The organism is Leucobacter komagatae (assembly GCF_006716085.1).
Classification (GTDB): Bacteria; Actinomycetota; Actinomycetes; order Actinomycetales; family Microbacteriaceae; genus Leucobacter; species Leucobacter komagatae.
Window position 1 is genome coordinate 2795116 of the sequence record NZ_VFON01000001.1, and the last position, 19320, is coordinate 2814435.

General features: G+C 68.4%; 16 protein-coding genes. 9 read left to right on the forward strand and 7 right to left on the reverse strand.

Features of this window, described 5'->3' with window-relative positions:
- The 5 genes from FB468_RS12695 to FB468_RS12715 are packed head-to-tail and all read right to left on the reverse strand — an operon-like array spanning position 1 to position 5850.
- Complete coding sequence (locus FB468_RS12695; RefSeq protein WP_141887672.1) at positions 1 to 933, reverse strand: ABC transporter permease; 933 nt, start codon at positions 931 to 933, stop codon at positions 1 to 3.
- Positions 934 to 2286 carry a UDP-glucose dehydrogenase family protein gene (locus FB468_RS12700; protein ID WP_246055876.1) on the reverse strand — a complete coding sequence of 451 codons (1353 nt, stop codon included), beginning with the start codon at positions 2284 to 2286 and terminating at the stop codon, positions 934 to 936. It abuts the gene before it with no gap.
- Entirely contained in the window at positions 2283 to 3356 is a 1074-nt protein-coding gene (locus tag FB468_RS12705; RefSeq protein WP_141887673.1) for a glycosyltransferase family protein, read from the reverse strand. Before FB468_RS12705 ends, FB468_RS12700 begins: the two co-directional genes overlap by 4 nt.
- Positions 3353 to 4387, reverse strand: a complete 1035-nt coding sequence (locus FB468_RS12710) for a glycosyltransferase (RefSeq protein WP_141887674.1) — start codon at positions 4385 to 4387, stop codon at positions 3353 to 3355. Before FB468_RS12710 ends, FB468_RS12705 begins: the two co-directional genes overlap by 4 nt.
- Complete coding sequence (locus tag FB468_RS12715) at positions 4387 to 5850, reverse strand: sugar transferase (protein WP_141887675.1); 1464 nt, start codon at positions 5848 to 5850, stop codon at positions 4387 to 4389. The genes FB468_RS12710 and FB468_RS12715 overlap by 1 nt, the downstream gene beginning before the upstream one ends.
- 172 nt (positions 5851 to 6022) lie before the next feature.
- Here FB468_RS12715 and FB468_RS12720 point away from each other — a divergent pair, with 172 nt between their 5' ends.
- Positions 6023 to 7348, forward strand: a complete 1326-nt coding sequence (locus tag FB468_RS12720; RefSeq protein ID WP_141887676.1) for a hypothetical protein — start codon at positions 6023 to 6025, stop codon at positions 7346 to 7348.
- 128 nt (positions 7349 to 7476) lie between these two features.
- Positions 7477 to 8691: an NADP-dependent isocitrate dehydrogenase gene (locus tag FB468_RS12725; protein ID WP_141887677.1), complete on the forward strand. Its 1215-nt coding sequence runs from the start codon at positions 7477 to 7479 to the stop codon at positions 8689 to 8691.
- Between the two features lie 194 nt (positions 8692 to 8885).
- Here the strand turns inward: FB468_RS12725 and FB468_RS12730 are convergent, their stop codons facing one another.
- Positions 8886 to 10118: an IS30 family transposase gene (locus tag FB468_RS12730; RefSeq protein ID WP_342777261.1), complete on the reverse strand. Its 1233-nt coding sequence runs from the start codon at positions 10116 to 10118 to the stop codon at positions 8886 to 8888.
- Positions 10119 to 10288: 170 nt separating this feature from the next.
- Between FB468_RS12730 and FB468_RS12735 the strand changes: the two genes are divergently transcribed.
- The 4 genes from FB468_RS12735 to FB468_RS12750 all read left to right on the forward strand — a co-directional run bounded on the left by FB468_RS12735 (position 10289) and on the right by FB468_RS12750 (position 14198).
- Positions 10289 to 11122 (forward strand): SDR family NAD(P)-dependent oxidoreductase, encoded by an 834-nt coding sequence (locus FB468_RS12735; protein ID WP_141887679.1) that lies wholly within the window; start codon positions 10289 to 10291, stop codon positions 11120 to 11122.
- 420 nt (positions 11123 to 11542) lie between these two features.
- The gene (locus FB468_RS12740; RefSeq protein WP_141887680.1) at positions 11543 to 12472 is read left to right on the forward strand and encodes an acetamidase/formamidase family protein; all 930 of its coding nucleotides are present in this window, start codon (positions 11543 to 11545) and stop codon (positions 12470 to 12472) included.
- 110 nt (positions 12473 to 12582) lie between these two features.
- Positions 12583 to 13485 carry a sensor histidine kinase gene (locus tag FB468_RS12745; RefSeq protein ID WP_141887681.1) on the forward strand — a complete coding sequence of 301 codons (903 nt, stop codon included), beginning with the start codon at positions 12583 to 12585 and terminating at the stop codon, positions 13483 to 13485.
- Complete coding sequence (locus FB468_RS12750) at positions 13482 to 14198, forward strand: response regulator transcription factor (RefSeq protein WP_141887682.1); 717 nt, start codon at positions 13482 to 13484, stop codon at positions 14196 to 14198. The genes FB468_RS12745 and FB468_RS12750 overlap by 4 nt, the downstream gene beginning before the upstream one ends.
- Here FB468_RS12750 and FB468_RS12755 read toward each other — a convergent pair.
- Positions 14195 to 15127 (reverse strand): siderophore-interacting protein, encoded by a 933-nt coding sequence (locus FB468_RS12755; RefSeq protein ID WP_141887683.1) that lies wholly within the window; start codon positions 15125 to 15127, stop codon positions 14195 to 14197. The two genes, FB468_RS12750 and FB468_RS12755, sit on opposite strands and share 4 nt — an antisense overlap.
- A gap of 132 nt (positions 15128 to 15259) precedes the next feature.
- Between FB468_RS12755 and FB468_RS12760 the strand changes: the two genes are divergently transcribed.
- The 3 genes from FB468_RS12760 to FB468_RS12770 are packed head-to-tail and all read left to right on the forward strand — an operon-like array spanning position 15260 to position 19274.
- The gene (locus tag FB468_RS12760; protein ID WP_141887684.1) at positions 15260 to 16126 is read left to right on the forward strand and encodes an ABC transporter ATP-binding protein; all 867 of its coding nucleotides are present in this window, start codon (positions 15260 to 15262) and stop codon (positions 16124 to 16126) included.
- Positions 16123 to 17199 carry an iron-siderophore ABC transporter substrate-binding protein gene (locus tag FB468_RS12765; RefSeq protein WP_141887685.1) on the forward strand — a complete coding sequence of 359 codons (1077 nt, stop codon included), beginning with the start codon at positions 16123 to 16125 and terminating at the stop codon, positions 17197 to 17199. Before FB468_RS12760 ends, FB468_RS12765 begins: the two co-directional genes overlap by 4 nt.
- Positions 17196 to 19274 (forward strand): iron ABC transporter permease, encoded by a 2079-nt coding sequence (locus FB468_RS12770; RefSeq protein ID WP_141887686.1) that lies wholly within the window; start codon positions 17196 to 17198, stop codon positions 19272 to 19274. The genes FB468_RS12765 and FB468_RS12770 overlap by 4 nt, the downstream gene beginning before the upstream one ends.
- Positions 19275 to 19320: the final 46 nt, after the last annotated feature.

Below are 19320 nucleotides of genomic sequence, written 5' to 3' on the forward strand. Positions count from 1 at the left end.
TCAGAGATTCTGGGCAAAATCACCCTCCAGTTTGCGGAATACGACCTGGCCGAGCAGCAGCGTGCCGAGCGCGATACCAAAGCCCCCGATTGTGTTGGTCAGTAGGAAGTCTGGTGTGCTCGGTTCGAGGACAGCCGGTGCCCAAAACGACAGGTGGAAGAGCTCCACAGACACCGACACTGGATTCACCATGTAGAGCTGATAGATCCACGCCGGCAAGACGTCTCGCATGCGCTCATGCAAGTAGAGAACCGGTGACATCCAGATCGCGAACATTAGCAGCACGTCGATGATGTTCTTTGCGTCTCTGAACGCTACGTTGATGGCCCCAAAGAAGAGGCCAAGCCCGAGAGTGAACATGAGGACGATTAAGAGAGCGAGGAGCACGTATAGAGGGGTAAGCCAACTTGTGACCCGCACACCATAGATTGCACTCACGATGATGAGCAGTATGAGTTGCGGTAGGAAGTGAATGAAAGCTGAACCCACTGCAGAAACGGGAAACAGTTCGCGAGGCAAGTAGATCTTTTTCACGAGCGAGGAGTTCGCGGTGATCGAGTTGGTTGCAGCTCGAGTAGCCTCGCCGTAGAAGTTGAGCAGAATGATTCCCGAGAAGAGATACAGCGGGAAAAGCTCGATACCGCGATCTACTCCAAGGACGATTCCGATCATGAAGAAATACATGAAGAATTGGATCGCGGGCTTCACGTACGACCAGCCCCAGCCCATCACCGAGCCGTAGTACCTGGTTGAGGTGCCCCGCTTCAGCAGCATCGCCAGTAGATGCGGATAACGGAATGTATCGAGTAGCCAGCGGCTGTCGCCCGGTGCCCGATAGCGCGCGTCGTCGAGCGGGGAGAGTTTCGGGCGCGACGCAGCGCGCCGCTCACCGCCCTGCACCACGCGCACGGGCTGGGTGTCGTCAAGCGTCATTCAGCGTCTCCCAATTCCACGGTACTTCCATCCGGCGGCCGACCACGCTTCGCGGTCAAGGCAGTTACGCCCGTCAAACACGGTGCGGCCCGCAACAAGCGCTCCCGCGCGGACGGGGTCGAGCAGTCGGTACTCGGCCCACTCGGTAGCGAGGACAAGGCACTCTGCGTCGCGGAGCGCGTGGTCGAGGCTCGCCTCAAGGCTCAGCTCAGGATACCGGCCGGCCACGTTCGGCAGCGCTGCCGGGTCGGTCAGGGTCACTATTGAACCAAGTCTGTGCAGCGCGCGGGCGATATCGATCGCGGGAGAGTCACGAATGTCGTCAGACTCAGGCTTAAAGGCGGCACCGAGCACGGTGACGCGGCGGCCCACAACGCTGCCACCGAAGTGCTCAGCGACAGCCTCTACGATGCGCGCGCGCTGCCCGAGGTTGATCTCGTCGACCTGGGCGAGCAGCGCAGCCGGAGCGGCAGCGCCGAGCTCGGTCGCGCGGGCCGCGAACGCGCGGATGTCCTTCGGTAGGCAGCCGCCTCCGAATCCGATGCCGGCGCGGAGATAGTGCGGGCCGATCCTCTCGTCGTGACCGAGCGCCTCGGCGAGACCAACAACGTCTGCGCCGGCCCGCTCGGCGACATCGGCCATCGCGTTCATGAACGAGATGCGGGTGGCAAGGTACGCGTTCGCGGCACCCTTGACGAGCTCTGCGGTGGGCAGGTCGGTCACGACGAGGGGCGTTCCAAGCTCGAGCATCGTCGCGTATGCCCGACGGAGCATGTTGAGGGCGCCAGAGGAGCCGGCGGATGCAGACGGCCCGCTTTCCTCAACTGCAGACACCCCGACCACGATGCGGTCGGGCGAGAGGCTGTCGGCGATCGCGCGCCCCTCCCGCAGGAACTCGGGGTTCCACACGAGCGTCGCGCCCGCGCCCTCAACGAGGCCCGAGAGCCGCGCTGCCGTGCCCACGGGAACCGTCGACTTGCCGGCCACGACCGACCCCGGCCGAAGGTGGGGGATGAGCACCTCGGTCGCGCTGAACAGCGCGCGAAGGTCTGCCGCATCGCTGCCCTCAGACTGGGGCGTGCCAACGCACACGAAATGCAGGTCAGCAGTGGCCGCCACCGCGATGTCCGTCGAGAACCGCAGGCGGCCCGACGCGAGGCCCGCGGTCAGCCGCTCGGGCAACCCCGGTTCAAAGAACGGTGCCTCGCCTGAGGCAAGCAGCGCGATGCGCTCGTCAGAGACGTCGATGCCGACGACGTCGTGCCCGAGCGCGGCCATCGCCACCGCGTGCACGGTGCCGAGGTAGCCGCAGCCGATCACCGAGATACTCAGCGGGGTCGTGGGACCGCTCATGATGCGCCTCCGTCCGACAACGCCGCTGCACCGGGCGCGGCGACCTCACTAGCGGCGTCGGACACGTCGGACACGTCGGACGCATCGGCGCCGACCGCCCCAAGCGCCTTCCGCGCAGCGGCGAGCCCCGTACGCTGCTCCCGCGCTCGATCCGACCGCACCGTTCCCATCGATGCGACGAGATCCTCCCGCCGCGCCGCGAGCTCGCGCACCCCCGCCGCGATCTGTTCGGCCTCGGGCTCCGTGTAGAGCGCGCTGTCGCCGTAGAAGCCGCGCAGCTCGGGGAAGTCGCTCGTGAGCTGTGGGACGCCGGCGCCGAACGCCTCGTACCCTGCCCGCTGCATCGTGTGCGCGCGGGTTGTGAGCGCGACGACGCCGAGCGCGCCCCGCACGAGCGCGGCGTACTCCGCCTCGCTCACGAACCCGGTGAACGTGACGTTCGGGGGAGCCGCGGAAGCGACGTGCGCGGGCGCTCTGCCCGTCAGCTTCCACTCTGTCTCGGGAGTGAGCGCCGCCGCGGCGAGGATCGCTGCCACAGGCTCGTCATTCGCGTAGCTCAGCGGGCACAGCACATAGGCGCTGGGGCTGGCAACAGGGGAGGCCGCAGCAGCAGCAGCCCCAGCCTCCGCCGCAGCAACCGCGGGCCCCTCAACCACATCGTGCAGCACGATCGCGGGCACCCCGGCCCGCTCGCACACCTCTCGCAGGTGCGCGCCCGTGACGATCGCGGTGCCGCCGATCCTGCGCATGAACCACAGCGACGGGCGTAGCGCCCACGCCCACTTCGGGTCGAGGAAGAAGCCCGTGTGCAGATCGAAGACGAGGCGCTCGGGGCGCCTCCTCCCACCGACAAGCGCGAGCAGCGCGGGCGCGGGCGGCAGCATGAGCGCGACGCTCGGGGGCCGCTCTTCGCGGAGGATCCTGCGGGTCGCCCGCACCTGCCTGACGTACCTGCCGAGTAGCCCGAGCCGCGAGGGCAGATAGATGTAACGCGGCTCGAGGCCGAGCGCCGGAGCGAGGTCGGCGGTGCGGCCGTTCTGCCTCGTCCAACTGATGAAGACGCCGCTCACCCGATCGCCCCCGCGAGCTGCGTGCGGTGCGCGGCGGCGGCGAGCAGGTGCTCGCGCGAGAGCTCCTCGACTGCGTGCGGGTCCCCGACCCGTGAGTCCCTGAGCAGCTGCCAGATCTGCAGCTGGTGGTCGTCGACGTGTTCCCCGTGCTGTTTGCGGCGCGGCACGACGACGGGCGAGATCCCTTCGCCGAGCAGTTGCAAGATCGTGCCGACGCCCGAGTGCGTGATCACGACGTCGGCTGCGCGCGCCTCGGCGAGGAGGTCGGCGGTGTCCATGAGCGCGTGCGCATCCCCGGGAAGCCCCGCGCGGGCCGTTTCGCCGAGTTGCCACGTGATGGTGTCGTCCTCGCCGGTGATCTCAAGGATCCTGTCAACGAGCCTGTCGAATCGGTACGGGCGGATCGTGCCGAGCGTGACGAGGATGCGGAGCGGCCGATCCTCATGCAGCGCCTCGTCCGCGAGCTCCCGCGTGAACCCGCGCATGACCGATTCTGTCTGCGGCCAGGCCTTCGACGCCCACCCCGCGTGCTGCGTGTAGGTCTCCGCGAGCCGCAGGCCGCGCACGAGTCGCCCGGTGAGCGAGGGTCCATTCGTGCGCGAGACGCTCTCGATGTAGCGGCGAGGGATCCCGTGGGTCTTCGCCCAGAGGAACGCCGACGCGGCGAGTGCGGCCCCGGTCGAGACGACGCCGTCAAAGGAGGCCGGATCGAGCGAGTCTGCGAGCACGCGGCGGGCCCGCAGCGTGCCGGCAACGTCGCGGGGCGCGATGTAGTCGACCCAGACGACGCGCTCGCCCGCGAGCATGCTGCGGCTCTGCGGCGAGTCGAACGTGACCCACGTTGCCTCGTCGCCCACACCGGCGGCCCGGGCGAAGGTGCTGAGCTGCGTGAGATGGCCGCCGGTTGAAGCGGCGAGCAGCAGGCGCGGGCTGGCCGTGCCAGGTGCGCCTGTCGCGGTGCCGCCTGAACGGCTACCGCTGGTCGCGGTGCCGTCGAAGCCGCCGAGCGGGGAGAGAAGTCGCTGTGTCATCAGTACGCACCATCGCCCTTCGCGACCGCCCGGATGGTCCGCCAGAGGATGAGCAGGTCACCGACCATCGACCAATTCTCGACGTAGTAGAGGTCGAGGCGCACGCTCTCATCCCAGTCGAGGTTCGAACGACCGCTCACCTGCCAGAGCCCGCTCACACCGGGGCGTACGAACATGCGCCGGTGCATCCACTCCTCGTAGCCGTCGGCTTCCTGCGGCAGGGGTGGGCGGGGGCCAACGAGCGACATATCGCCCCTCAGCACGTTGAATAGTTGGGGCAGCTCGTCGAGACTGTGGCGCCTGATGAACTTGCCGAACTTCGTCACTCGCGGGTCCTCGCGCATCTTGAACAGCACGCCGTTGCCGTCGCTCTGGTCGAGGAGTCCGACGAGCTGCTGCTCAGCGTCGACGTGCATCGAGCGGAACTTGTACATCGTGAACGGGCTGCCGCGCAGGCCGAGGCGCTGCTGCGGGAAGAACACGGGGCCGGGGCTGTCGACGCGGATGAGTAGCGGGATAAGGATGAGGATCGGGCTCGTGATGATGATGCCGACGATCGAACCGACGATGTCGAGCGCGCGCTTCGCGAGGTAGCGCCAGCCCTGAAATTGCGGCGATTCGACGTGGATCAGCGGGAGGCCGGCGACGGGACGGGTGTGGATGCGCGGGCCCGCGACATCCATGAGCGCCGTCGCGACGATGAGCTTCACGCCCATCGGTTCGAGCTCCCACCCGAGCCGCTTGAGTCTGCGCGGTGTGAGCGCGTCGGCGCTCGTGACGATGAGCGTGTCCGTCTCGAATCGCTCGATGGTGCCGAGCAGATTCTTGTACGTGTCGACGACGGTCACACCGGGGAGGAGATCTGGCGCCTCCGGGTCGGTCGTGACGACGCCGACGATGTCGAAGCCAGCAAGCGTGTTCGACCGGAGCAGTCGTGCGACGTCGCTCGACTTGCGCCGCTCGCCGACGAGCAGCGTGCGGTACGAGTTGCGCTTGCGCCTGCGCTGCTGGTGCAAGCGCTTCCGCCAGGCCCAGCGGCCGAGGAGCAAGAGCACAATGCCCGAGCCGCCCGCGACGAGCAGAAATGAGCGCTGGGGTGCGAGGTCGACGAGATACAGGAAGAGCGTGAGGAGTCCGAGCGTCGAGAGGCTCGCGGTGAGCACCCGGTTGTACTCCTCTGCCCCCGTGCCGAACACAGCGGGGCGGCGGGAGTCGTGCACGCCGAGGGCGAGGATCCAGATGAGCCAGTAGGCGAGCGCGATCGCGGCGCTGCCGAGCGCGTAGCTCTGCTCCGTGAACGGGGTGCCGATTGGGGCGCGGCGGAACATGTGCGACGCGACGCTGGCTCCGGTGGCGACGGCGACGGTGACGACCGCGGCGTCAGTCCAGACGAGTTTTCGCGAGTACCGGAGCTCCCACGAGGGTACCGTCGACCGCAAACGGGTGCCTGCGGTCGCGGTCAACGATTAACTCCCCAAGGTGAATAACGGGAGGCCCCCCAGCCCTGCCACCGTCATCGTTCGGTAATAGATGATTCATAAGCATATCGAAGTGATGTCGGTATAGTAAAGTTGCTTTTCCTTTTGTTAACGCATTGGTTCTCGTGGGGAAGTTAAGGGGTATTCTGCTCTGGAGGTGAGGAAGCTGGCGCTTCGACGCAGCACACGTGGTCACGCAAGTGACGGAGAAAGTACCCAGTCGCCGAGGGTTCTCGCGCGCCGCCGCCGGGTCACTTCGAATGCCCTCACCACCTCCCTCGCCGTCGTCGCCGTGCTGCTCACGACGGGCGGGATCGCTGCGCCTCAGGTGCTCTACGCCCGGGAGGCCGCGAACTTCCACGAGCTCGCAGACCAGGTGAACGCCGAGGCCGAGAAGGCCGCCGCGCTCGCGATGCAGGCGGGCTCTGAGGAGCTGCTGCTCGAACTGCGCTCCGCTGAGGTGCACGGGCTGCCCGCGAAACTCACCGCGCTGACGAAGCCGGCAGACGGGCCGCTGAGCGCCGACTTCAAGCGTGCGATGGGCGCGGCAAACGCCGAGCTCGTGTCTGCGATCGCCGTCGACGAGGTCTCGAAGGGCCATGCCGATGCCGCCAAGAAAGCCCTCACCGCGCGTGAGGCTGAGGAGCCTGACCCGCAGACCTGGTTCGACGTCGACTCAGAGCTGCTCGCGTTCTACGCTGACATCTCGCCGGAGGGCGTCGACACCGTCGATACCTCGGGTACAGTCACCCTCGAGCGCGTGCAGCAGACGAAGCGCCTGCACACCGAAAACGCGAAGCTCTCGGAAGAATATGCGGAGTCCGTCGCTGAGTTCTCCGGGGAGAACGATGCGCTCCTCGGCGCGCTCGCGAAGATCCAGGGGCTCGCGACGGCCGAGGCGCTGAGGGTCTCGACGGTGGCGATCGACGAACTCGCAAAGCGCGACGCCGAGGCTGAGGCCGCGGGCCTCGATCCCGAGGCAGAGCGGACCGACGAGGCGAAGCAGCTGCTCGCTGTCGCGACCGAGCTGCGCGACCGTGCGAAGGCGACGCTGTTCGTGCTCGATTCCGAGGGCAAGGTCGTCGGCTACCCCGAAGGGGCGCAGCCAGCTGAGGGCGCCATGCGCATCCCCGGCGGTCCGGTCGTGCGCATGCGTTACGTCATGCCGAAGCTGCAGAAATTCGTGAGCGCCTACGAGGCTGACCGGAAGGCGGCTGAGGAGTCCGCGGCAGAGCGCGCGGCAGCCGAGGCCGCCGCTGCGGAGGCCGCTGCCCGGGCTGAGGTAGCGGCAGTCGAAGGCGGCGCGGTCGACCAGGGGTCGGGCGAGCAGCCACAGCCCGGGGGCACTCAGCCGAACCCGCCGGTCACGACACCGCCCGTGACGACGCCGACGCCAGATCCTGGCCCGGGCACCGGCGAGACTGGTGGCGGCGACCTGGGTGGCGCGGACGGTTCCGGCGCCGCTGGCGGCGGCGTCTCCTAACCCTCGAATTCCTGTGCGGCACCCCTGAACGGAGTTCCCGCGGGCCAGTATCTTGACGTCGAGATAAATCTAGGCGGCATCGGCTAGACTGGAACGCGGAAATTTGATCGTTGAAACAGGGAGTTACGTTGGCGAAGATCAAGGTTGAAGGCACCGTCGTTGAGCTCGACGGCGACGAGATGACACGAATCATCTGGCAGTTCATCAAGGATCGGCTGATCCACCCGTACCTCGACGTCACGCTCGAGTACTACGACCTCGGCATGGAGCACCGTGACGCCACCGACGATCAGGTGACGATCGACGCCGCGCACGCTATCCAGAAGCACGGCGTTGGCGTGAAGTGCGCGACGATCACGCCCGACGAGGCACGCGTCGAAGAGTTCGGCCTGAAGAAGATGTGGAAGAGCCCGAACGGCACGATTCGTAACATCCTCGGCGGCGTCATCTTCCGCGAGCCGATCATCATCTCGAACATCCCCCGCCTCGTGCCGGGCTGGAACAAGCCGATCATCATCGGCCGCCACGCGTTCGGCGACCAGTACCGCGCAACCGACTTCCGCTTCGCCGGCGAGGGCACCCTCACCGTCGAGTTCGCGCCGAAGGACGGCGGCGAGCCCCAGAAGTTCGAGGTCTACCAGGCCCCGGGCGACGGCATCGCACAGGTGCAGTACAACCTCGACGCGTCGATCATCGACTTCGCGCGCGCTTCGCTGAACTACGGTCTCTCGCGCAACTACCCCGTCTACCTCTCGACGAAGAACACCATCCTCAAGGCGTACGACGGCCGCTTCAAGGACATCTTCCAGGAGATCTTCGACACCGAGTTCAAGGAGCAGTTCGAGGCTGCCGGCCTCACCTACGAGCACCGCCTCATCGACGACATGGTCGCTTCGGCCATGAAGTGGGAGGGCGGCTACGTCTGGGCCTGCAAGAACTACGACGGCGACGTCCAGTCCGACACCGTCGCGCAGGGCTTCGGCTCGCTCGGCCTCATGACCTCCGTGCTCGCAACGCCGGACGGAAAGGTCGTTGAGGCAGAGGCAGCTCACGGCACCGTGACCCGCCACTACCGCCAGCACCAGCAGGGCAAACCGACCTCGACGAACCCGATCGCGTCGATCTTCGCCTGGACCCGTGGGCTCGCGCACCGCGGCAAGCTCGACAACAACCAGGAGCTCATCGACTTCTCGCACACCCTCGAGGACGTCGTCATCAAGACCGTTGAGTCGGGCAAGATGACCAAGGACCTCGCGCTGCTCGTCGGCCCCGAGCAGGGGTACCAGACGACCGAGGAGTTCCTCGCGTCGATCGACGAGAACCTGCAGGCGCGTCTCGCCTAAGCAGTGATCGAGCTCACTCGCTGAGCTGAGGGGGTCGGCGCCTTTGGCGCCGGCCCCCTTTGCTGTGCTCCCGGCCTGGCCCGCCCCGCCACCCAGGCCTGTCCCGCCACCCCAGCCCCGGCCCGCCGGCTCAGCCGCCACCGCTCCCCAAATTCCCCAAACCACTCCAATTGCGCAGGGTATTTGAGGCGGTTTCAGGGAGTTAGTGCAACACCAGCCAATAGTTCGTTCAGTTTCTCACGAGGCGTCGCCCACCCCAACGTTTCCCGTGGCCGATCATTCAACATGCGCTGCATGTCCGCCAACTCCCCATCCGTGACCGTGTTGAAGTTCGTTCCCTTGGGATAGAAATCACGCACGAGCCCGTTGTAGTTCTCGTTACTGCCACGCTGCCAGGGCGAGTGCGGGTCACAGAAAAACACTCGGCACCCCGTCGCGACACTGAACTTCACGTGCTGCGCCATCTCCGCACCCTGATCCCACGTGATCGTCTCTCGTAACGCCTGCGGCAGCCCCGAGATCATGGCCTGTAACACCTCGATCACGGTCTCAGAGTCACGCCGCCCCGGAAGCCGACCCACCAGCCCATACCGGGTGCTCCGCTCCACGAGCGTCACGATCCCGGAGTTGTGCGGCCCCACCACCAGGTCTCCTTCCCAATGCCCAGGCACAGCCCGATCCTCAACGGCTGCTGGCCGGTCACTCAGCCTCGCCCCTGCAAGCCACGAGCGTTGCGGACGCGGCGGAAGCTTCGACCTGGGCTTCCGGGTCGTCCTGCCAGACCGGACTGCTTTCTCAACAGTCAACTCATGCCGGAGCGCTCCCTTGCCCTGCACGTAGAGTGCCTGATAGATCGTCTCGTGGGACACACGCATTTCCTGACAGTCCGGGAAGTCAACCAGCAAGCGCTTGGAGACTTGCCGGGGTGAGTGTTTCTCGTTTAATCGTGCCACGACTTCCGCGCGAAGGCGGGTGTGATCGAGCTTGTGTGGTCTCGGACGGGGTCTTCTCGCTTTTGCGTGGAAGTGCGCGACGTCCGCGCTGTATTGTCTGCCGTGCCGCCCGTCCATGATCGATGCCCGCTGGAGCTCGCGAGACACAGTCGACGGAGCGACCGCGAGTTCTTTCGCGATGCTCCGCAGTGACAGTGGCGGCTGCATGCTTCGCGCGGCCTGGATAAAGGCCCGATCCGGGAGCGTGAGGCGATGGTAGGAGGATCCGGGCGTGCGGGTGTCCTGGTCAAGGGTGTCAGGCTCGGGATGGATACGTGGACGCCCTGGGGTGAGAGTCATGCCTGCAATTTTTGCCCAGCTCTTCACATTTTCCCGGCTGAGAGCGAGTGTTTGGGCCGCGTGTTGCATCGTGTGTCCGCGGGTGATCAACGCGTAGACCGCGAGTCGGGTTTCCCAGGGATGGCGTACACCCATGTTGGTTCCGTTCAAGGTTCAGGGTGTTGCACTAGCAACCTGAAACCACCTGAGGTCCACGGGCGAATTTGGGGCGGAACGAGAGCTTCCCCGGGCCCCAGGCCCCTGCCTCCAAGCCCGCCGACATTCCAGTCAGCCCGCCACACCGAGTTCCGGGCTACCATCAAGGCATGTCAGCGACGACAGACGAGGCAGCAGACTCAGCAGACTCAGCCGAGACAATCGGATTTAACCCACCCAGCCGGCGAACGGCCCTCATCACCGGGGCAAGTTCCGGCCTCGGGGAGGAATACGCGGCTCAGCTCGCCGCCCGCGGCGAGAACCTTGTACTCGTTGCGCGAGACGGCCATGCTCTTGAAGCACTCGCCGCGCGCCTCCGGGCGACGCACGGTGTGGCGGTCGAGGTGCTCGCTGTCGACCTACACGACCCGAATGGGGTGAGCCGCGTCACCGCCAGGCTCGAGGCACGAGCCAACCCAGTCAGCATCCTCGTGAACAACGCGGGGTTTGGTCTGCCCCTCGAGTTCGAATCGAACGACATCGAGGCCGAGGCCCGTCACCTGCGCCTTCACAACGAGGTTCCGATGCGGCTCATGCACGCCGCGCTGCGGGGCATGCTCGAACGGGGGAGCGGTCGGATTCTCAACGTCGCCTCAGTCGCAGCATTCATCCCGCGCAGCACGTATTCGGCGGTGAAGCAGTGGCTCGTCACGTTCTCGCGCTGGGCCAATGGGCGCTACCGCGGGCGCGGGGTCACGGTCACGGCGGTGTGCCCCGGCTACACGCACACGAACTTCCACGAACGGCTCGGCCTCCCTCCCGGCGAGGAAGGGATTCCGGGGTGGATGTGGCTCGACGCGCCCAGGGTTGTGGCCGAGTCGCTGAGGGACCTCGAACGCGGCAAAGCTGTGTCGGTCCCCTCGCTGAAGTACAAGCTCATCGTCGCAGTCGCTCGAATTGCCCCGCCAGGCCTGGCCGCGCGCATGGGGGAGCGTGGCCGCTGAGCATTGCCGCTAAGCACTGCCGCCGTGCGCTTGCCGCTGAGCGCGGGCTGCCCCCCTAGGGCCCAACGCCCCTCCTCGATCATCCTCTCCTCCCCAAATACTCCCCGCACCCCCAATTTCTAGAGGTATTTGGGGCGCACTAGAAGATTTGAGGCGCAGCGGTGTGGGCAGCAGCCGGCACGGTCGGCCGCAAGCCCCTCGCGCACAGAACGCGCACAGAACGCGCACAGAGAGGGCGCAGAGAAGGCACCGCGCGCTCACTATAGTTGAGAGAGCACGCGCGGCCCGGGGGCCCGGGTCGGCAGCGCCGGATCCCGCAACCCCACACGGCCGCGCCCACGGCAGAGCAGCCCGCAGGGGCGCCCGCCCCACGGTGGCGCGACGCCACTCGCGGTCAGAACGCACACAAAGGAGTTTCTGGTGAGCTTTTTCATCGGTAAGGATCAGGCACACTCGGGTTTTTCGGCCGAGGATGAGCCCGCGCTGAGGGTCGATCCCGGCACCGGTGAGCACATCCAGTTCGAGACGTCAGACTGCTCCTACGCCGAGACCGCCGAGAAGGGCAGCAGCGATAACCTGACGTCGCTCATGAACCCGATTACCGGTCCCGTCTACGTGAACGGCGCGGAGCCCGGCGACACCCTCATCATCGACATCGTTGACATCACGCTTGGCGACTTCGGCTGGTCTGGCTACTTCCACGGTGCGGGCGCCCTCGCCGGCGTCATGGGTGACGAGCCGTACATGCGCCAGGTGCCGATCTCTGACGGCATGGTGCACCTCACCGACACGATTTCGGTGCCCGCCCGCCCGATGGTCGGCTGTTTCGGCACGGCGCCCGCCACGGGCCGCAACTCGTCGATGGCACCCGTCTACTCCGAGGGCGGCAACCTCGACCTCACCTACGCGGGCATCGGCAGCCGGCTGTACCTCCCCGTCAGAGTCGCAGGCGCGTACCTCGGCCTCGGCGATATCCACGCGGTTATGGCTGAGGGCGAGGCATCCGATGTCGCGATCGAGGCCGCCGGCACCATCACCGCCACGGTGTCGCTCACGAAGGACTTTTCCGTCTCCGGCCCCGCGATCGAGACCGAGACCGAAGTCATCTTTGTTGGCCTCGGCGACACCATCCAGGAGTCGCTCGCGAACGGCTACCAGCGCGCCTTCCGCTTCCTGACGACCCAGCATGGCTTCAGTCGCGGTGACGCGTTCACCGTCATGAGCGCGATGGTGAACTCCGCGCTCGGCGGGCCAGCGGGCTCCGCCGAGGTCCCTGCGGGCTCCCCGCTCGCGGCCGGATCGATCACGACCCACCACGTGCCGAAGTCGATCCTGCGCCCCGCGGCGTAGAACGACCGCAGTCCAGACCGACCGCGGCCCAGAGCGACCGCAGCCCTGCCCCCGACTCTTCCGACCCCGGTCTGATGCGTCCGTGCCCGAGCGGAACCTAGACTTGGCGCATGGAGACAGCTCGGCCGAAGTGGCGCACGCGCGCGTGGCTCGATGCGGGAGTCGTGTTCCTGCTCATCGCGATCCTGCTCGCGACCCTGTCGTCCGAGGACGAGACGGTGAAAACCGCCATCGGGTATGTGACGCTCGCCGTGATCGTGGGTGGCCTCTGGGTGACGATCGCTCGCGTGCGCAGACAGCGCCGCGCTTACGAGCAGGAGCTCGCGGACTGGGCAACTGAACGGGCGGCGCAGGCGGAGCGACTCAGGATCGCCGCAGACCTCCACGACCTCGTGTCGCACGGGCTCGGCGCGATCACGGTCCGCGCGGCGGCGGCCCGGAGCGTCGACGTCACCGGCCAGTCTGCGCTCGCCGAGCGCGAGCGAGCGCTGGGCGATATCGAGCAGGTGAGCCGTGAGACCACGACCGAGCTGCGCCGCATGCTCGCGGTGCTGCGCGAGCCAGGGACCGCCCCGCTCCGCCCCGCCGAGACGCTCGCCGACCTTCCCGCGATCATCGCCGAGGCGCGGGCGGCTGGCCTGACCATTGAGCTCGAGGCTCCCGGGCAGGATCCCGTTGCGGGCGGCCCTGTCGCGGGAGGCCCAGTTGCTCAGGCCTCGCAGGGGGCACAGCTCACGGCCTGCGCGATCGTGCGCGAAGCGCTCGCGAACGCGCTGCGCCACGCGGGTCCGTGCGCGGCGACGGTCAGCGTTCGTCGTGAGCGCGATGCCCTCGAAGTTCGCGTGTGCAATGACGGGCCGCGGGGGGAGTGGCGCGCAGCGCCGGGCGCAGGGCACGGGCTGAACGGGTTGCGAGAGCGGGTCGCCGCACTTGGCGGAGCGCTCGAGGCCGGACCGAGCGGCGCGGGCTTTCACGTCGTCGCGCGAATCCCGGACCCGGAGGTGCAGGGATGACCGGAACCGATGCCCGAGCGATTCGGGTCGTCATCGCCGACGACCAGGCGCTCTTGCGCAGCAGCCTTGAGCTGATTCTCGGCGGCGCACCCGATATCGACGTCGTCGGCCTCGCCGGTACCGGAGCGGAGGCCATCGCCCAGGCTCGTGAGCTCGCTCCCGACGTGGTGCTCATGGACATCCGCATGCCCGGCGGGGATGGGATCGAGGCGACGGCAGCCATCGCCGCCGACGAGGCGCTCGCCGCAACGCGGGTACTCGTGCTCTCGATGTTTGAACTCGACGAGTACGTCTATGGCGCGCTTCGCGCTGGTGCGAGCGGGTTCCTGCTGAAGGATGCGCACCCTGACGAGCTCCGCGAGGCGATCCGGCGCACCCACCAGGGCGAGTCGCTCTTCGCCCCAACTATCCTCGGCAGCCTCATCGCGCACTTCCTCGGGGCCGCAGGCACTGCCGGAGCCACAGGAGCCGCCGGGGCAAACGGGCGGGCGGGCGCCTCGGCCCGCGGCGCGCTCGACCGACTCACCTCGCGGGAGCACGAGGTGCTCGTGCTCGTCGCGCGCGGGCTGTCGAACGACGAGATTGCCGCGGAGTTCACAATCTCGGTGAAGACCGTCAAGACACACATCGGCAGCCTGCTGTCGAAGCTGCACGCCCGCGACCGGGCGCAGCTCGTCATCGCCGCGTACGAAGGCGGTGCGGTGGGCGGCTAGCCCTCTGCCCGCCCGATCTTCCAGTAGCCCATAAAGGCGACGGCCTTTCGGTCGATCCCGAGGTCGCGCACGAGGTGGCGGCGCATCCGGGTGACGACGCCCGCCTCGCCCGCGAGCCACGCGTAGTCCTCGGAGACGACGTGCTCGGGCACGTCCCACAGCACCTCGTCTGCGCCAGTAGCCTCGTCCGCGTCGGCGGTCTCCGCCGCGTCGAACTCACCAGAAGCCGGCGCCGAGCCCGGAAGTCGCCTCGCGCCCCACTCGGCGATCGCCGGCTCGAGGAACGTGCCGTGCGGGGCTCCGTCGCGCCCAAGCCAGGTCACGGTGACTCCGCTCGGGTGCGAGAGCGTGAGCGCGTCGCCAGCCTCGGGCACCTCGATGAACGCCTCGCCCGTGAAATCGTCGGGGAGCGATTCGAGGATCGCGCAGATCGCGGGAGCCGCGGTCTCGTCACCGGCGAGCAGGATCCGGCGGGCCGTGCCAGGGTTCCACTCGATCCCGCCGGCGGGCTCGTTCGCCCGCGAGTCCGGGCCGACGATGATGAGCTCGTCGCCGGGTGCCGCGGCCTGGGCCCATGCAGACGCGGGCCCCTCGGTGCCGTGCAGCACGAAGTCGATGTCGATCTCGGCGAGCTCGGGGCGCACCGCGCGGATCGTGTATGTGCGGATAGGGTTGCGCTCGTCGTCCGGTAGCTCCCGCCACTTGCGGTACCACTCGAGCATCTCCTGGCTCGGGCCGTCGAACAGCCCGAGGTCTGGGAACGTGCCGTCTGGGCGGGGGAGTAGCAGCTTGATGCGCTGGTCGAGGCCGTCGATGCCGAAGTGCTGCAGGTCGTCGCCGCCGAACGTGATCCGCGTGAAGTGGGGTGAGAGCTGCGTGATGCGCAGCACCCGGGTGAGGAAGGCGTCGTAGGGCTGGCGGTCGGTCATGCGGGTGGGCTCCTTGAAGGCGTCGGTTGGCCGGGCTGGCCGGGGTGTGGTGGCTTGCGAGAGCTGAAAGAACAGCACGAATCCACACCTACTCTATTCATCAGATCATAGTTAGGCTAGGCTTACTCAACTGTGAAAGCATCGACTCTTTGCGGCTCAGAACTGCGCCTCGGCTACCGCGGCACCGAGGTCGTGCACGGCGCAAGCCTCACGCTCCGGCCCGGCAGGGTGACGGCGCTCGTCGGCCCCAACGGCAGCGGAAAGTCGACGCTGCTCCGCGCGATCGCCAGGCTCCACGACACGAACTCCGGGGACGTAACGCTCACCGCGTCGAGCACCGAACCGAGCGCCGTGTCGAACGCCCAGCCACGCCGTGCGAGCACGCTGAGCGCCAAGGAGTTCGCCCGCGAGGTCGCGATGCTCTCGCAGTCGCGCCCCCACCCGTCAGGACTCTCAGTGCGCGACATCGTCACCTACGGCCGCCACCCGCACCGCGGGCGATTCTCGGGGCTGAGCGACCGCGACAGGGAGGCCGTGGACACCGCCCTCGAACTCACCGGGCTCGCGCAGATGGCAGACCGCTCGGCCGATCAGCTCTCCGGCGGCGAGCTGCAGCGGGTCTGGCTCGGCACCGCGCTCGCGCAAGATACCGGGGTGCTGCTGCTCGACGAACCGACGAACCACCTTGACCTCAAGCACCAGATGGACACCCTCGACCTCATCTGCGACCTCGCCGCCCGCGGCACGGCCATAGGCGTCGTGCTTCACGACCTCGACCAGGCGGCCGGCGTCGCTGACGAGGTCGTGCTGCTCGCGGGTGGCAACGTGCTCGCCGCTGGCGCCCCCGAAGACGTGCTCACTGGCGAGCACCTCTCCGCGGTGTACGGACTTCCCATCGACACCACCGTCGACGAGGAAACGAAACGCGTTCGGGTGTTCCCGCGCGCACGCCACCGGCAGCGCCCGCGCCGCCTTGAACCGGAAGTCTGCACCGCATGAGTACCACCCCCTCGACCACTCGCCGTCGCTCCCCGCGCCTCGCGCTGATCGCCGCCCCGGCGGCCGCGCTCGCGCTCGCGCTTTCGGGGTGCGGCACCACCACCGCCCCGACCGGCGAGACGGAGGTCGCCCCGGCCGCATCGATCGCCGGCTGCGAGAACGACGCGACCGCGACGAGCACGGGCGCCGTCGAACTCACCGACTCGTTCGGCCGCACCGTTAGCCTTGAAGCTCCCGCGAAGCGCGTCGCCGTGCTCGAGTGGCAGCAGATCGAAGACGTGATCACACTGTGCGTGGCGCCGGTCGCCGTGGCAGACGCCGAGGGCTTCTCAACGTGGGACACGGCGGTCGAGCTGCCGGAGGGCGCGACCGACGTCGGCTCCAGGCAAGAGCCGAACCTCGACGCGCTGTTCGGCACGAACCCCGACCTCGTGATCGTCGAGGCCTACACCGCTGACGACGAGATCATCGGCAAGCTCGAGAAATACGGCGTCCCGGTGCTCGCCACCAAGGGCGCCGACGCCGCCGACCCGATCGCGAACATGAAGAACACCTTCTCGCTCATCGCCGACGCAACCGGCCGTGAAGAGCGCGCCACCGTCGTGCTCGACGAGTTCGATGCGCACCTCGCCGAAGCGAAGGGGAGCCTCGCCGACGCGGGCCTCAAAACCACCGACTTCGTCTACTTTGACGGCTGGATCGACGGCGGCAACGTCGCGCTGCGCCCGTTCGGCCAGGGGTCGCTCATCGGCGAGATCGGCGAAGAGCTCGGCCTCACGAACGCGTGGACCGGCGAGGTCGATCCCGCCTACGGCCTCGGCCAGACCGACATCGAGGGCATGAAGGCCGTCGGCGACGCGACACTGCTGCACACCGCGACCGAGGAGAAGTCGGAAGACGAGTTCGCGAAGGCGCTTGAGACGAACCCGGTGTGGGCCGCGCTGCCCGCTGTCGCCGACGGCCGCCTCTACGCGTTCCCGACGGGTATCTGGACCTTCGGCGGCCCCCGCTCCGCGCAGCAGATCATCGACGCATACGTGTCGGTGCTCGCTGAGCCCGGCGCGGGCGAGTGACCCGCACCGCCTCCGAGCCCGCCGTCGCGGTCGCCGAGGCTGGCTCCCGCTCCCGCGCGCTCGGGGGCGGTGCCGCGATCGCGCTCACGGCGGTCGCGCTCGCACTTGTCGCGGCCTGGCACCTCTCCCAGGGCACGTCGGGCGTTGGCGCCGGCGAGCTGCTGCAGGTGCTCACGGGCGGCGGCACCGACGACGCCCGCAACGTGCTCTGGGGCTCCCGGCTGCCCCGGCTCGCGGCCGGTGTCGCGGTCGGTGTCGCGCTCGGCGTCGCGGGCGTGCTCATGCAGACGCTCGCGCGGAACCCGCTCGCGTCACCCGACACCCTCGGCGTCACCGCCGGGTCGTATCTCGCGGTCACCGCGGTCGCCGCGTTCGGGATCGCCGTGCCCCTGTGGGCCTCCGGGCTCCTGGCGTTTGCCGGGGGCCTGGCCGCCGCCGGCATTGTGCTCGGCCTCGCGGGTGGAGCCGGCACGTCGAGCACGCGGCTCGTGCTCGCCGGCTCCGCGCTCGCCCTCGCGTTCCAAGCCCTCACCTCGGCGCTTCTCATCCTGTTCCAAGAGGAGACGAAGGGCCTCCTCGCCTGGGGCAGCGGGAGCCTCGCCCAGCTGAACCTTGACGCCGCGCTCCGCGCCCTGCCGCTCATCGCGGTCGCCGTTGCGGCGGCCCTCTTGCTGTCGCACCGCCTCGACGTGTTCAGCCTGGGCGACGACCTCGCGAAGAGTCTCGGCGTTCCGCTCGGGTCTACGCGGGTGTCAGGGATCCTGCTCGCCGTAGCGCTGTCGGCGACCGCCGTCACGCTCGCCGGCCCGATCGGCTTCGTCGGCCTCTGCGCGCCGGTGCTTGCGCGGCTCCTCGCCCGATGGGTGCCGGCGCTCGAACGCCACGCGTTCAGGCTGCCCGCGGCCGGGCTCATCGGCGCGGTGCTCGTGCTTGGCGCCGACGCGGTGTTGCGCGCGGTGCTCGGGGCGGCAGCCGCGGTGTCGGTGCCGACCGGGGTGGCGACGACGCTCGCCGGCGCGATCGTGCTCGTCGTCCTCGCGCGGGGCCTCCGCGGCGGATCGACGCAGGCCGCTCGCGTGCGGGCCGCCGCGCGGAGTGCGCGGCGGTTCTGGATCACGCTCGCCGTGCTTTCTGCCGCGCTTGTCGCGGTCGTGATCCTCGGGGCGCTTGCGGGCAACACCATGCTGCGCACCGGCGACCTCGCGCTCTGGCTGCAGGGCACCGCGCCGCCGCCGATCGCGCTCGCCCTCGACGAGCGGGCGCCCCGCGTGCTCGCGGCCATCCTCGCGGGCGCGGCGCTCGCGCTCGCCGGCGGCATCACGCAGTCGATCAGTCGCAACCCGCTCGCCGACCCCGGCTTGCTGGGCATCACCGGCGGCGCGGGCCTCGGCGCGGTGCTCGTGGTCACGGGAGGGCTCGCGGGCACTGTCGGGATCACGGTGGCGGCGACGGTGGGATCCCTCCTCGCGTTCGCCCTCGTCTACGGCCTGAGCTGGCGCGGGGGCCTGAGCGCCGACAGGCTCGTGCTCATCGGCATCGGGGGCTCGGCGGGCGCGACCGCGCTCACGACGTTCTTCCTGCTGCGGGCGGACCCGTGGAACACTCCGGCGATCTACACCTGGCTCTCCGGCACCACGTACGGGCGCAGCTTCGCGCAGGTGCTGCCGGTGCTCATCGTGCTCGCGGTCGCGGTGCCGCTCGTGCTCGCCGCGCGCCGCGAGGTCGACCTCATTGCGCTCGACGAAGACACCCCGCGTGCGCTCGGCGTGCGGCTCGAGCGCACCCGGCTCGGCCTCCTCGCGCTCGCCGCCGTGCTCGCCGCCGCGAGCGTCACGGCCGTCGGCGTCGTTGGGTTCGTCGGGCTGCTCGCTCCGCACGCGGCCCGCGCGCTTGTCGGCGCTCGAACGGCGCGCTTCCTGCCGACGGCGGCGGTGCTTGGCGCGGTGCTCGTCGGTGTCGCTGATGCGGTCGGGCGCACGGTGATCGCACCCGCCCAACTACCCGCGGGGCTCATGGTCGCGCTGCTCGGGGCGCCGTACTTCGTGTGGCTGCTCTGGCGCACGCGCGACGCCTGAGTCGGAGTTCTGCGCGGTCGCCTGACCTCGGTTACCAGATTAAATA

What these genes read in the sequence shown, in the direction of transcription:
- FB468_RS12695 (WP_141887672.1), bottom strand. Translation starts at nt 933, where the DNA reads ATGACGCTTGACGACACCCAGCCCGTGCGCGTGGTGCAGGGCGGTGAG.
- FB468_RS12700 (WP_246055876.1), bottom strand. Translation starts at nt 2,286, where the DNA reads ATGAGCGGTCCCACGACCCCGCTGAGTATCTCGGTGATCGGCTGCGGC.
- FB468_RS12710 (WP_141887674.1), bottom strand. Translation starts at nt 4,387, where the DNA reads ATGACACAGCGACTTCTCTCCCCGCTCGGCGGCTTCGACGGCACCGCG.
- FB468_RS12730 (WP_342777261.1), bottom strand. Translation starts at nt 10,118, where the DNA reads ATGGGTGTACGCCATCCCTGGGAAACCCGACTCGCGGTCTACGCGTTG.
- FB468_RS12735 (WP_141887679.1), top strand. Translation starts at nt 10,289, where the DNA reads ATGTCAGCGACGACAGACGAGGCAGCAGACTCAGCAGACTCAGCCGAG.
- FB468_RS12745 (WP_141887681.1), top strand. Translation starts at nt 12,583, where the DNA reads ATGGAGACAGCTCGGCCGAAGTGGCGCACGCGCGCGTGGCTCGATGCG.
- FB468_RS12750 (WP_141887682.1), top strand. Translation starts at nt 13,482, where the DNA reads ATGACCGGAACCGATGCCCGAGCGATTCGGGTCGTCATCGCCGACGAC.
- FB468_RS12755 (WP_141887683.1), bottom strand. Translation starts at nt 15,127, where the DNA reads ATGACCGACCGCCAGCCCTACGACGCCTTCCTCACCCGGGTGCTGCGC.
- FB468_RS12765 (WP_141887685.1), top strand. Translation starts at nt 16,123, where the DNA reads ATGAGTACCACCCCCTCGACCACTCGCCGTCGCTCCCCGCGCCTCGCG.